The organism is Delftia acidovorans SPH-1, from assembly GCF_000018665.1.
In the GTDB taxonomy this organism is placed as follows: Bacteria; Pseudomonadota; Gammaproteobacteria; order Burkholderiales; family Burkholderiaceae_C; genus Comamonas; species Comamonas acidovorans.
Window position 1 is genome coordinate 6,562,180 of sequence record NC_010002.1, and the last position, 13,588, is coordinate 6,575,767.

General features: G+C 68.8%; 10 protein-coding genes. 5 read left to right on the forward strand and 5 right to left on the reverse strand.

The features are described from left to right. The first annotated feature begins 39 nt into the window (after positions 1-39). Together DACI_RS29825 and DACI_RS29830 are read left to right on the forward strand one after the other, a co-directional pair. The gene (locus DACI_RS29825; RefSeq protein ID WP_012207697.1) at positions 40-555 is read left to right on the forward strand and encodes an Lrp/AsnC family transcriptional regulator; all 516 of its coding nucleotides are present in this window, start codon (positions 40-42) and stop codon (positions 553-555) included. Positions 556-772: 217 nt separating this feature from the next. Next, positions 773-1,933: a sensor domain-containing diguanylate cyclase gene (locus tag DACI_RS29830; RefSeq protein WP_012207698.1), complete on the forward strand. Its 1,161-nt coding sequence runs from the start codon at positions 773-775 to the stop codon at positions 1,931-1,933. A gap of 25 nt (positions 1,934-1,958) precedes the next feature. Here the strand turns inward: DACI_RS29830 and DACI_RS29835 are convergent, their stop codons facing one another. Both DACI_RS29835 and glmU read right to left on the reverse strand, forming a co-directional pair. Further along, entirely contained in the window at positions 1,959-2,819 is an 861-nt protein-coding gene (locus DACI_RS29835) for a sensor histidine kinase (RefSeq protein WP_012207699.1), read from the reverse strand. Positions 2,820-2,913: 94 nt separating this feature from the next. Beyond that, on the reverse strand, positions 2,914-4,344 hold the full coding sequence (glmU, locus tag DACI_RS29840) for a bifunctional UDP-N-acetylglucosamine diphosphorylase/glucosamine-1-phosphate N-acetyltransferase GlmU (protein ID WP_012207700.1): 1,431 nt from the start codon (positions 4,342-4,344) through the stop codon (positions 2,914-2,916). Between the two features lie 104 nt (positions 4,345-4,448). Here glmU and DACI_RS29845 point away from each other — a divergent pair, with 104 nt between their 5' ends. Further along, positions 4,449-5,423 carry a LysR substrate-binding domain-containing protein gene (locus DACI_RS29845; RefSeq protein ID WP_012207701.1) on the forward strand — a complete coding sequence of 325 codons (975 nt, stop codon included), beginning with the start codon at positions 4,449-4,451 and terminating at the stop codon, positions 5,421-5,423. A 126-nt stretch (positions 5,424-5,549) separates the two neighbouring features. Here DACI_RS29845 and tyrS read toward each other — a convergent pair whose 3' ends face one another. Continuing rightward, positions 5,550-6,782 (reverse strand): tyrosine--tRNA ligase, encoded by a 1,233-nt coding sequence (gene tyrS, locus DACI_RS29850; RefSeq protein ID WP_012207702.1) that lies wholly within the window; start codon positions 6,780-6,782, stop codon positions 5,550-5,552. 167 nt (positions 6,783-6,949) lie between these two features. On the opposite strand from tyrS, the gene DACI_RS29855 reads away from it, so the two are divergent. Further along, positions 6,950-8,344, forward strand: a complete 1,395-nt coding sequence (locus DACI_RS29855; RefSeq protein ID WP_012207703.1) for a peptidoglycan DD-metalloendopeptidase family protein — start codon at positions 6,950-6,952, stop codon at positions 8,342-8,344. 105 nt (positions 8,345-8,449) lie between these two features. Beyond that, positions 8,450-9,598: an anhydro-N-acetylmuramic acid kinase gene (locus tag DACI_RS29860; protein WP_012207704.1), complete on the forward strand. Its 1,149-nt coding sequence runs from the start codon at positions 8,450-8,452 to the stop codon at positions 9,596-9,598. An 87-nt stretch (positions 9,599-9,685) separates the two neighbouring features. Here DACI_RS29860 and DACI_RS29865 read toward each other — a convergent pair whose 3' ends face one another. Together DACI_RS29865 and xdhB are read right to left on the reverse strand one after the other, a co-directional pair. Continuing rightward, positions 9,686-10,984, reverse strand: a complete 1,299-nt coding sequence (locus tag DACI_RS29865; RefSeq protein WP_012207705.1) for an NCS2 family permease — start codon at positions 10,982-10,984, stop codon at positions 9,686-9,688. A gap of 176 nt (positions 10,985-11,160) precedes the next feature. Beyond that, positions 11,161-13,587 (reverse strand): xanthine dehydrogenase molybdopterin binding subunit, encoded by a 2,427-nt coding sequence (gene xdhB, locus DACI_RS29870; RefSeq protein WP_012207706.1) that lies wholly within the window; start codon positions 13,585-13,587, stop codon positions 11,161-11,163. Position 13,588 lies beyond the last annotated feature (1 nt).

Here is a 13,588-nt window from a genome sequence, read left to right on the forward strand (position 1 = left end):
AACCAGTACAAGAAATATTATTTCAATTCATAGAATTCAATGACACAAAATTCCATAGAACTGGACGCCACCGATCTGCGATTGCTGCAATTGCTGCAGGTCGATGCCAGCCGCAGCAACCAGGCCCTCGCCGCGCTGCTGCAGCTGTCGCCGCCCACCTGCCTGCGCCGCGTGCGGCGGTTGCAGGAGACCGGGCTGATCGAGCGGCAGGTGGCCATCCTCCAGCCGGAACGCCTGGCCGCCGCCCTGGGTCACGGGCTGCAGGCCATCGTGGAAGTCTCGCTGGACCGCCAGGACAGTGATTCGCTGGACAGCTTCGAGCGCCGCGCCGTGGCGCTGGACGCCGTGCAGCAATGCTGGCGCGTGTCGGCCGGGCCTGATTTCATCCTCGTGGTGGCCGCGCCCGACATGCCGGCCTACCTGGAGTTAAGCCGCGCGCTATTCACGGGCGACGCCAACGTGCGCAATGTCAAGAGTTTTTTCAGCGTCAAGCGCGCCAAGTTTTCCACCGCCATGCCGCTGCCGTCCACAAATCCCGGAACGGCCGCCGAATGAGGCCAGGAGCCTTGATTTTGTGAGTATTTGTGCTCATCAGGAAGCTACGCTGCATCGGGCCCGCGTAGGACAAGAGGCCTGCAATGTGTCCCGAACGCCAACTTTGGGCAACGTTAAACTTTAAGGCGTTGCGCACGCACGGGGACAATGATACAAATTGATGCAACAACACTTTCTGACGCGCTAGGCAATCGGCGCGCACTCGGCTCGCACCGCCATGTCCTTGCGCCAGCGCATCCATCGCCGAACCTACCCCTTGCGCGTCTCCAGCATGGCATTGGGCGGCCTCGTCGTGGGCACGGCCATGACCGAGATGGGCGCCAGCCCGGCGGTATGGGGCTTTGTGCTGGTGAGCGCCCTGGTCTGGCCGCACATCGCCTTTTTGCACGCCCGCCACAGCCGTGACAGCCACCGTGCCGAACACGCCAATCTGCAGATAGACGCGCTGATCATCGGCAGCTGGATTCCCGTGATGCATTTCTGCGCATTGCCCAGCATTGCGCTGCTGGCCATCAGCATTGCCGACCGCAACCACACGGCCACGCGCGACGGCTGGCTGCAATCGCTGGTGGCCACCTTGCTGGCCGCCGCGCTGGTGGCCCTGCTGCTGCGGCCCGTGCCCGACTGGGAGGCCAGCCTGGCCGTGCAGCTGAGCATGCTGCCCCTGCTCCTGCTGCACAGCGTGTTCTCCAGCTGGTCCACGCGCCAGCTGGTGCGCAAGCTGGCGCGCCAGAACGTGAAGCTGCAGGTGCTCAGCCGCATCGACCCGCTGACCACGCTGTACAGCCGGGACTACTGGTGGCAAAAGGCCCGCGCCGCGCTGCGCGACTACCGGCAGACGCAGGCCTCGGCCTGCCTGCTGATCGTGGACATAGACCACTTCAAGCGCATCAACGACAGCTTTGGCCACACCGTGGGCGACGAGGTGCTGCAGGCCATAGGCCTGACCATCCGGCACTGCCTGCGCTCGCACGACGCGGCTGGCCGCTATGGCGGTGACGAGTTCGCCGTGCTGTGCATGCACACCCAGCTGGACGACGCCTATGCGGTGGCGCTGCGCATACGCAACCAGTTGAGCCAGCTGCGCGTGCGCGAGCATCCCCAGCTGCGCGTGAGCGCCAGCATTGGCGTGGCGGCGGCGGACCCGAGCTTTCTGTCGGTCAAGGACTGGATCAATGCGGCCGACAGCGCGCTCTACAGCGCCAAGGATGCCGGGCGCGACCAGGTGATTCCCGCCGCGCCGCTGATGGCCGGCAGCGCGCCTGCCCAGGCCGGAACAGCCTCGGACACAGACCCCGATAAAGGCTCCCAAGTGGGCCCGGACACCAGGGACTCCCGCCCCACGCACCAGCCCGAGCCGGACGACACGCTGATCTGAGGGCAGGCGCCAGCGGCAGGCGATCTCAGAGCCCGCGATCGGCGCGCCGCACTTCGCCGCCGGGCCAGTTCAGGCAAACGCAGCAGCCGCCCGCGGGCGTGGCGCGGATGGTGGCCTCGCCGCCGTGGCGGCGCATCACGCCGCGCACCAGGGCCAGGCCCGTGCCCAGGCCGGGGAACTCGGATTCGCGGTGCATGCGCTGGAAGATGCCGAACAGCGCTCCCGCGCGCGAGGGGTCGAACCCCACGCCGTTGTCCGTCACGCTGAGCGTGATGCCGCCGTCGGCATGGCGCTCCACATCGATGGCAATGCGCGGCTGGTCCACGGGGCGGGTGAACTTGACGGCGTTGTCCAGCAGCGCCTCCAGCACCTGGCGCAGCAGGGCCGCGTCGGCACGCACGGCGGGACTTTGCTGCGGCAGGCTCCATTGCAGCCGCGCAGCCGCGCCGCAGGCAGCCCAGCGCGGCTGCGCCAGCACCGCCGTGCGCGCCTGCTCCAGCAGCTCCTGCAAGGCGACGGGCTGCCACTGCATGGGCGTGCGCGCGGCGCGCGACAGGGCCAGCAGGCCGTCGAGCATGCCGCCCATGCGGCGCGCCGACTGGTCCATGGTCTGCAGGAAGCCGCGCGCCTCCTGCAGCTCCTGCGGCGAAGGTGCGGCCTGCGACAGCAGTTCATCGACCAGGGGGCCGAAGGACAGCACATGGCGCAGCGGCGCGCGCAGGTCGTGCGACACCGCATGCAGCCATTCCTGCTGCGCGGCGCGCAGGGCCTGCAGTTCCTGCTCGCGCTGGGCCAGGCGCTCCAGCGCATCCTGCAACGTGCGGGGAGGGCCCTGCAGGTCGGCGGCGGGGTCGGGGGGCGGATGGGGTGCGAAAGGTTCCGTCATGGCATGGACAGGGTCAGGAGATTCGGCAAATCGGCGTACCCCGTACGGGACCCGCCATCGATGCGGGCCCTCGAGCCCACGTGTCTCGGAAGTCTCAGGACTTGGGCAGTTTGACTGGGCGCTTCCAGCTGGTGATGCTCACCTGCCTGCCCCGCGATACCGTGAGCACGCCGGGCTCGGTGCTCTTGGTGACCGTGGAGCCGCCGCCCACCGTGCCGCCCGCGCCAATGGTGACGGGCGCCACCAGCACGCAGTTGCTGCCGATGTGCACGTCGGCCTCGATCACCGTGCGGTGCTTGTTCACGCCGTCGTAGTTGGCCGTGATGGAGCCGGCGCCGTAGTTGACGCGCTCGCCCACCGTGGCATCGCCCAGGTAGGCCAGGTGGTTGGCCTTGGCGCCATCGGCCAGCACGGAGTTCTTGACCTCGACGAAGTTGCCGATGTGCACTTCGCGGCCCAGTTGCGCTCCGGGGCGCAGGCGCGCAAACGGGCCGACCAGGGCGCCCTCGCCCACGCTGACGCCGGCCTTCTCGCCATCGACATGGGTGTACGGATGGAGGACGGCGCCCGCCGCAATCGTGGCGTTGGCAATGCTGCAATAGGCGCCGATGCGCGCACCTTCGCCAATCTCCACATGGCCGCTGAAGATGCAGCCCACGTCGATCTCCACATCCTGCCCGCAGGCCAGGCGTGCCGCGCGGCCAGTGCGCGGGTCGTCGCGCAGGTCAAAGCGCGCGGGGTCGGCCAGGCGCACGCCCTGCTCCATCAGCGTGCGGGCCTGGGCGCCCTGGTGGGCGCGCTCCAGCTCGGCCAGTTGCAGCGGGCTGTTGACGCCCGCCACCTGCACCGGGTCGGCAATGCAGTGCGCGACCACGGGCACGCCGTCGGCCACGGCCATGGCGACCACGTCGGTCAGGTAGTACTCGCCCTGGGCGTTGTCATTGGTCAGGCGGGCCAGCCAGCCGGCCAGGTGGCGGGCCGGCACGGCCATGATGCCGCTGTAGATTTCCTGGATGGCGCGCTGGGCGTCATTGGCATCCTTTTGCTCGACGATGCGCTGCACCGTGCCGTCTTCGCCGCGCACGATGCGGCCATATCCCGTGGGATCGGGCAGGCGCACGGTCAGCAGCGCCAGCCGCTGGCCATCGGCCGCATCGACCAGGGCGCGCAGCGTGTCGGCCTGCGTCAGCGGCACATCGCCCGAGAGCACGATGACCATGCCATCGCCCGCCAGCGCGGGCACGGCCTGCTGCACCGCGTGGCCCGTGCCCAGCTGCGGCTCCTGGCGCACGAACTTCAGCGCCATGGAGCCGCCCTGGCAGGCCGCCGCCATGGCGGTCTCCACCTGGTCCGCGCCGTGGCCCGTGACCACCACGGCCGAGCGCGCATCCAGCTGCGCCGCCGTGGACAGCACATGGCCCAGCAACGGCCGCCCCGCCAGGCGCTGCAGGACTTTGGGAAGGCGGCTTTTCATGCGCGTGCCCTTGCCCGCGGCCATGATGACGAGATCCAGAGGTGCTGTCATAGGTGATTCATCCAAAACGCCAGAACCTGTGCCGGCAACGCCGCCGATTATCTGCCCGCCAAGGGCTGCGGCCGGTCACACGATTGACGTATGCTGGCGGCGCCATGCCCCATGCCACCACTGCACCCGTTCCCCTGCTGCGCACACGCGCCATCGGAGCCGGCCATCTGCGTGCCTTCCTGGCCGTGGCCCGGCACCTGAATTTCCGCGCGGCAGCCGACGAGCTGTCGCTGACGCAGTCGGCCGTGAGCCGCCAGATCCAGTCGCTGGAGGATGAAGTCGGCGTGCCGCTGTTCCTGCGCCACACGCGCGCCGTGGAGCTGACGGGGGCCGGCGCCCAGCTGCTGCGCTCGGTGGCGCCCGCGCTGGAGCAGATCGACGCCTCGGTGCGCCAGATCCGCCAGACCGTGGGCCGCAAGAGCGTGGCCATCACCACCTGGGCCAGCTTTGCCGCCATGTGGCTGATCCCGCGCCTGGAGTCCTTCCAGCGCGCCTGGCCCGATATCGACATCCGCATCGACACCAGCGACACCGTGATGGACCTGGACACCACCGACGTGGACCTGGCCCTGCGCTACGGCCGCGCGGGCGACGGCTGGCCCCAGGCGCAGCGCCTGTTCGGCGAGCAATTGGCCGTGGTGGCCAGCCCGCGCCTGCTGGCCGGCGGCCCGCCGCTCAGGACGCCGGCCGATGCCGCGCGCTACACGCTGATCGAGACCGGCGACGCCCACCGCATGCCCCAGCTGGAATGGCTGGGCTGGCAGCGCTGGTTCGGCGTGCAGGGCTGCGACCAGCTGCAGCCGCCGCGCTGGCTGTACTTCAACTACGCCCACCAGATCGTGCAGGCCGCCCTGGCCGGCCAGGGCCTGGCGATTGCGCGGCTGCCGCTGGTGGCCGATGCGCTGGCGGCTGGCGACCTGGTCGAGGTGCTGCCCGCGCACCGGCTGGAATCGCCGCTGGCCTACTGGCTGATCGTGGGCCCGCGCAGCGCCGCACGTCCCGAGGTGGCCGCCTTCTGCCGGTGGCTGCAGGAGCAGGCCGAGGTCACGCGCGAAACCGTCGAATCGCCCCCGGCTTGAAAAATACCCCCACGCTCCCCCGAAGGGGCCGTTTTCATCTTGGGGCGGCCCGGCGATGAAAAAAGGACGCGGGCATGCCGGCGTCCTTCATTCCTGTGCAGCCGGGCGCATGGCCCGGCGCGGGCATCAGCCCAGCGTCACGCGCGCAAACTTGCGCTTGCCCACTTGCACCACATAGGTGCCGGCTTCGAGCTTGAGGCCCCGGTCGCTGATGGCCGTGCCGTCCACGCGCACGCCGCCGCCGTCGATCAGGCGGTTGGCCTCGCTGGTCGAGGGCGCCAGGTTGGCCTGCTTGAGCAGGGCACCGATGCCCAGCGGCGCGCCCGACAGGCTGACCTCGTCGATCTGGTCGGGAATGCCGCCCTTGCTGCGGTTGTTGAAATCCTGCTCGGCCGCATCGGCCAGCGCCGCGCTGTGAAAGCGCGCCGTGATTTCCTTGGCCAGCAGCACCTTGGCATCCTTGGGATTGCGCCCGCCTTCCACCTCGGCCTTGAGCGCGGCGATCTCGGCCAGGCTCTTGAACGACAGCAGGGTGTACCAGTTCCACATCAGCGTGTCCGAGATGCTCAGCACCTTGGCGAACATGGTGTTGGCGTCCTCGGTGATGCCGATGTAGTTGTTCTTGGACTTGGACATCTTGTGCTCGCCGTCCAGGCCCACCAGCAGCGGCATGGTGAGCACGCACTGCGTGTCCTGCCCGTATTCCTGCTGCAGATGGCGACCCATGAGCAGGTTGAACTTCTGGTCCGTGCCGCCCATCTCCAGGTCGGCGCGCAGCGCCACCGAGTCATAGCCCTGCAGCAGCGGGTAGAGGAACTCGTGCAGGCTGATGGAGCTGCCGTCGGTGAAGCGCTGGTGGAAGTCGTTGCGCTCCATCATGCGGGCCACGGTGTACTTGGCCGACAGCTCGATCATGCCGCGCGCGCCCAGCTTGTCGCACCACTCGCTGTTGTAGCGCACCTCGGTGCGGGCGGGGTCCAGCACCTTGGCGGCCTGGGTGTAGTAGGTCTCGGCGTTGACCTTGATCTGCTCGGCCGTCAGCGGCGGGCGCGTGCTGTTGCGGCCCGAAGGATCGCCGATCAGGGTGGTGAAGTCGCCGATCAGGAAGATCACCTGGTGGCCCAGGTCCTGCAGCTGGCGCATCTTGTTGAGCACCACGGTGTGGCCCAGATGGATGTCGGGCGCCGTCGGGTCCAGGCCCAGCTTGATGCGCAGCGGCACGCCGGTGGCCTCGGAACGGGCCAGCTTTTGCACCCAGTCCGCCTGGGGCAGCAGCTCATCCACGCCGCGCAGGGTGGTTTCAAGCGCTTGGCTTACACCGTCGGTGACCGGGTATGTTGTAACAGCAGATTGATTCATAAGGGTTTTTCGCCAGGCCGCGTAGGACTGCGTCGGTATACTCCGGGGATTTTCCCGCTGCGGCGAATTCTAGACGCCCGCCTATCCGCACCGCAGAGCGCGGACTTGTTGCCCGTCTGGAGAGCGTATCCCGCCGCTGCGATGCTGTCCGGCCCCCGCAGGGCCGGATGCGCGCAACCCAAGGATCTGATGTTGTGAAATATGGCTTGAACCATGCCAGCGGTGCTCTTGTTGCGCGGCTGACCTCCGTGATCCAGCAACACCCCAAGCGTGTCACCGCGGCACTGGCAGCCATCTTGCTCACGGGCGGCGGCGGCGCCTTCGCCGTGGCCAACCTGGGACCCGATCCGGCCGACCTGCCGGTGCGCATGCTCTCCACGCCCGTGGAATCGCTGGCCGAAGGCCAGACCCTGGCCGAGCTGACCGACAGCGTGCAGGGCATGTCCCTGTACCGTTCCGAATACACGCGCGGCAGCGACACGGCCGAAACCCTGCTCCAGCGCCTGGGCGTGGCCGATCCGGCCGCCGCCGCCTTCATGCGCGGCAACGACCAGGTTCGCCAGCATGTGCTGGGCCGCGCCGGCCGCCTGGTGACGGCCGAGACCACGCCCGACCACCAGCTGTCGCAGCTGACCGTGCGCTGGGCGCCCGACGAGGACGGCAGCTTCCGCCGCCTCGTGGTCGAGCGCAAGAACAATGAACTGAGCACCCGCATCGAGACGGGCAAGCTGACGGCCTCGCCCCGCCTGGCTGGCGGCATCATCCGCAGCTCGCTGTTCGCCGCCACCGACGCGGCCTCCATCCCCGATGCCGTGGCCATGCAGATGGCCGACATCTTCCAGGGCGACGTGGACTTCCGCCGCAGCCTGCGCAAGGGCGACCGCTTCTCCGTGGTCTATGAATCGCTGGAAGCCGATGGCGAGCCGCTGCGCGCAGGCCGCGTGCTCAGCGCCGAATTCCACAACAACGGCAAGGTCGTGCAGGCCCTGTGGTTCCAGGACGAAGGCAAGGCCAAGGGCGACTACTACACCATGGACGGCAAGAGCCGCCGCCAGGCCTACCTGACCTCTCCCGTGGAGTTCTCGCGCATCAGCAGCGGCTTTGCCATGCGCATGCACCCCATCCACAAGACCTGGCGTGCCCACCTGGGCACGGACTTCGCCGCTGCCACGGGCACCAAGGTGCGTACCGTGGGCGACGGCACCGTCTCCTTCGCGGGTGTGCAAAACGGCTATGGCAACGTGATCTTCGTGGACCACGCCAACAACCACACTACGGTCTACGCCCACCTGAGCCACATCGGCGTCACGCGCGGCCAGCGCGTGGAGCAAGGCGACATCATCGGCAACGTGGGCTCCACGGGCTGGGCCACCGGCCCGCACCTGCACTTCGAGTTCCGCGTCAACGGCGAGCACCGCGATCCCATGACCATCGTCCAGGCCACCGATGCCGCCCGCCCCGTCTCCAAGGCCGGCCGCGCCGCCTTCGACAAGATGGCCGCGCAGATGCGCATCGAGCTGCAGGCATCGAACGAAGCACTGGCCCTGGCCAGCGAACGCTGAGCCACCGCGCTCCCATCCCGCAAAGGCTGCCCTGGCAGCCTTTGTTGTTTCAGGCGCATCCTTTTGTGATCGCGGGTCCCAGGCCGCAGGGCTACCATTGCCGGCATGAACCAGCCCATCCCCTCCCCCATCGCCCACCGCTACTGCATAGGCCTGATGTCCGGCACCTCGCTCGACGGAGTGGACGGCGTGCTTGTGGACTTTGCCGAAGGCACGCAGGTGCTGTGGCATGCCAGCCGGGGGTTCGACGCCGCGCTGCGCGCCGAGCTGCTGGCGCTGAACACCCCCGATGGCCGCGATGAGCTCCACCGCGCGGCGCTGGCGGCCAATGCGCTGGCGCGCAGCTATGCCGAGGTGGTGCGGGAACTGCTGCAGGCCACGGGCATGGCGCCCGCGCAGATCGCCGCCATTGGCGCCCACGGCCAGACCGTGCGGCACCGGCCCCAGATGTTCGACGGCACGGGCTACACCTTGCAGCTCAACAGCCCGGCCCTGCTGGCCGAGCTCAGCGGCGTTGCCGTGGTGGCCGACCTGCGCAGCCGCGACGTGGCCGCTGGCGGCCAGGGCGCGCCGCTGGTGCCCGCCTTCCACCAGGGCGTGTTCGGCCGGCCCGGCGAGACGGTGCTTGTGCTCAACATCGGCGGCATTGCCAACCTCAGCGTGCTGGCGGGCGATGGCACGGTGCTGGGCTTCGACTGCGGCCCCGGCAATGCGCTGATGGACGGATGGTGCCAGACCCACACCGGCCAGCCCTATGACGACGGCGGCCAATGGGCGGCCACGGGCCAGGTGCTGCCCGCCCTGCTCGACCGCCTGCTGGCCGAGCCTTTCCTGCAGCAGCCGCCGCCCAAGAGCACGGGGCGCGACCTGTTCCACGCGGACTGGCTGGCCGGCCATCTTTCCGCCAGTGCAACCAGCCCCGCCGATGCCCGCCCCGCCGACGTGCAGGCCACGCTCACCGAATTCACGGCCCGCGCATGCGCCAGTGCCGTGCAGCGCTTCGGGCGTGGCGGCGGGGAGCTGCTGGTCTGCGGCGGAGGCGCCTTCAACACGCAACTGATGCAGCGCATCGCCGCCCTGCTGCCCGGCGTGGCCGTGGACACCACGGCCGCGCGCGGCCTGCCGCCTCAGCAGGTGGAGGCCGCCGCCTTTGCCTGGCTGGCGCGTCAGGCCCTGCTGGGCCTGCCCGGCAACCTGCCAGCCGTGACGGGCGCACGCGGCCCGCGCATCCTGGGCGCCATCCACCCCGCATGAGTACCGCGGAAAAGCAGCGCCAGCAAAAAGGCCCGCGCAAGGCATTGCTGCCAGGCGCGGGCCCCCCACCAAAAACGGTGCGCTACGTCAGCCGCCGATATAGACGAACTTGAAGAGGAAGACGCCGCCGATCAACCACACCATCCAGTGCACTTCCTTGGCGCGCCCCGTGAACAGCTTGAGCACGGCATAGGTGATGAAGCCGAAGGCCAGGCCATTGGCCACCGAGTAGGTAAAAGGCATGAGCAGGGCCGTGACGGCGGCGGGGATGGCCTCGGTGGTCTCGCCCCATTCGATCTCGGTCAGCTCCTTGAGCATCAGGCAGGCCACGAAGAACAGCGCGGGCGCCGTGGCGTAGCCGGGCACCACGCCGGCCAGCGGCGACAGGAACAGGCAGCACAGGAAGAGCACGGCCACGGTCAACGCCGTCAGGCCCGTGCGGCCGCCCGCTTGCACGCCGGCCGCGCTTTCCACGTAGGCCGTGGTGCTGGAGGTGCCCAACAGCGAGCCCGCGAAGATGGCGCCGCTGTCGGCCAGCAGCGAGCGGTTGAAGCGGCCCATGCGGCTGGGCACCAGCAGGCCGGCGCGCTTGGCCACGCCCATCAGCGTGCCCGTGGCATCGAACAGCTCGACCAGGAAGAACACCAGCACCACGTTGAGGATGCCGCCCGTCAGCGCGGACTTGATGTCCAGCTGCAGGAAGGTGGGCGCAATGGAGGGCGGCGCAGAGAACACGCCGTGGAACTCGTTGCCTGCGAAGAAGAACGAGGCCACGGTGACGGCGACGATGCCGATCAGGATGGCGCCCGGCACCTTCAGGCGGTCCAGCACCACGATGATCAGAAAGCCCAGCGAGGCCAGGATGACTTCGGGCTTGTGCAGGTCGCCCAGGGTCACGAAGGTGGCCGGCGATGCGGCGACGATGCCCGCGCTCTTGAGCGCGATCAGCGCCAGGAACAGGCCGATGCCCACGGTGATCGCTATGCGTATGGACTGCGGTATGCCCTTGATGATCAGCTCCCGCAGGCCGAACAGCGTCACCAGCAGGAACAGGCAGCCCGAGACGAAGACCGCGCCCAGCGCGGCCTGCCAGGTGAAGCCCATGTGCAGCACCACCACGTAGGCGAAGTAGGCGTTCAGGCCCATGCCCGGAGCCAGCGCGATGGGATAGTTGGCGTACAGCGCCATGATGGTCGTGCCCAACGCCGCGATCAGGCAGGTGGCCACGAAGACGGCCCCCTTGGGCATCCCCGCATCCCCCAGGATCGAGGGATTGACGAAGATGATGTAGGCCATCGTCAGAAAGGTCGTCAGGCCCGCGACCAGCTCGGTTCTTACATTGGTGCCGTGCTCACTGAGCTTGAACACCCGTTCCATCCAGTTCATCGCATTGTCTCCGTGTTGTTTTCGCATGCGGGGCGCAACGGTTGTGAAAGCGCCCAGGGTTGAGCACCGGCTGTCCAGGCCGGCACAAGGCATGGCACCCTGCCGGGCGGCCATGGACCTGGTGGCGCGCATCGCTGCGCGCCGATTCAAGGAATGAGGGGGCGGCGCCGGTCCGCTCAGCTCCCGGCGGCCTGCACGGCCTCGATGGCGCGCAGGATGGATTCCGGCGTGGCCGGCGATTGCAGCGGAGGATTGCTGCGGTGCCCGCCCGCTGCCGAGACGGCGTCGCGGATGGCGAAGAACACCGAGAACGGCAGCAGCAGCGGCGGCTCGCCCACGGCCTTGCTGCGGTGGATGGAGTCCTCGAAGTTGTCGCCCTCGAACAGCCGCACGTTGAACACGGGCGGGCAGTCGTTGGCCGTCGGGATCTTGTAGGTGCTCGGGGCGTGCGTGGTGAGCTTGCCGCTTTGCGGGTGCCAGACCAGCTCTTCCGTGGTCAGCCAGCCCATGCCCTGGATGAAGGCGCCCTCGACCTGGCCCACGTCCACGGCCGGGTTCAGCGAGCGGCCCACGTCGTGCAGCACGTCGGCGCGCAGCAGCTTGAACTCGCCGGTCAGCGTGTCCACCACCACCTCGCTCACGGCAGCGCCGTAGGCGTAGTAGAAGAAGGGCCGGCCCTGCATGGTGTCCTTGTTCCACGACAGGCCGGGCGTGGCATAGAAGCCGTCGGACCACAGCTGCACGCGCTCGATGTAGGCCTCGCCCACCACGGCCTTGAAATCCAGCACCTTGCCGTTGATGTGGACCTGGTCGTTGGCAAAGCGCACGTCCTCCGCGCGGCCGCCATGGCGCTCTGCGGCGCAGGCGGCCAGGCGTTCGCGGATCTGGCGCGCCGCGTCCTGCGCAGCCTTGCCGTTGAGGTCGGCCCCCGTCGATGCCGCCGTGGCCGAGGTGTTGGCCACCTTGGTGGTGTCGGTGGCCGTGACGCGCACGCGCCCGAAGCCCACGCCCAGCTCATGCGCCACGACCTGGGCCACCTTGGTGTTCAGGCCCTGGCCCATCTCGGTGCCGCCGTGGTTCACGAGGATGGAGCCGTCGTTGTAGACATGGACCAGGGCGCCGGCCTGGTTGAAGTGCTTGACGTTGAAGGAGATGCCGAACTTGAGCGGCGTCAGCGACAGGCCGCGCTTGAGCACGGGGCTGGCCGCGTTGAACTCGGCGATGGCATCGCGGCGCGCGCGGTAGTCGCTGCAGGTCTCCAGCTCGGCCACCAGCTCGTGGATCACGTTGTCGGCCACGACCTGACTGTAGGGCGTGACATTGCGCTCGGTCTTGCCGTAGAAGTTGACGCGGCGCACATCGAGCGCATCGCGCCCCAGCTCGCGCGCCACCGTCTCCATGATGTTCTCGATGGCGATCGCGCCCTGCGGGCCGCCGAAGCCGCGGAACGCCGTATTGCTCTGCGTATTGGTCTTGCCGGAGTAGCCGTGCATGGACACATCGGGCAGCCAGTACGTGTTGTCGAAGTGGCACAGCGCGCGCGTCATCACGGGGCCGGACAGGTCGGCCGAGTGGCCGGCGCGCGAGACCATGGAGATCTCGGCGCCCAGGATGCGGCCCTCGTCGTCGTAGCCCACCTCGTACTCGTACCAGAAGCAGTGGCGGCGGCCCGTGATCATGAAGTCGTCATCGCGGTCCAGGCGCAGCTTGACGGGCCGGCGCAGCCGCGTCGCGGCCACCGAGGCCACGCAGGCGAACAGGGCCGACTGCGACTCCTTGCCGCCGAAGCCGCCGCCCATGCGGCGGCACTCCACATGCACGGCGTGCGAGGCCACGCCCAGCGCATGCGCCACCAGGTGCTGCATCTCGCTGGGGTGCTGGGTGGAGCAGTACAGGTGGACGGCGCCGTCCTCCTTGGGAATGGCGTAGCTGATCTGGCCTTCCAGGTAGAACTGCTCCTGGCCGCCCACGTAGAACGATGACTTCAGGCGGTGCGGCGCCTCGTCCATGGCGCGGCGCGCGCCGCCTTCATTCGTGCTGCGCGCCAGGTGCATGGGCGGCAGCACGTACTGGCCCAGCTCATGCGCCTGCTGGGGCGTGAGCACGGGCGGCTCGGCCGTGATGTCGGCCGCCGCCTTGGCCTGGGCCGCAGCCAGGCGCGCCGCCTCGCGGCTTTCGGCGATCACGGCGAACAGCGGCTGGCCCAGGTAGCGGATCTCGCCGCTGCACAGGATGGGGTCGTCGTGGATGATGGAGCCGCAGTCGTTGACGCCGGGAATGTCCTCGCCCGTGAGCACGGCCACCACACCGGGCATGGCGCGGATGGCATCCAGCCTGAGCGCATTGAGCCGGCCATTGGCCACGGGCGACAGGCCCAGCGCACAGTGCAGCGTGCCGTCCAGCTCGGGCAGGTCGTCGATGTAGGCGGCCTCGCCGGCCACATGCAGATGGGCCGACTCATGCGGGCGACTGATGCCCACGCGCTGGCCCTGGGTGTGGGCACCGGCCTCGGCGCGCTCGTCCACGCGGAAGGCGGTGTTCTTCAGGTAATGCGCAAAGGCCTCGGACGAGTGCAGCAGGGAGGGATCGATGGGGCGGTTCATT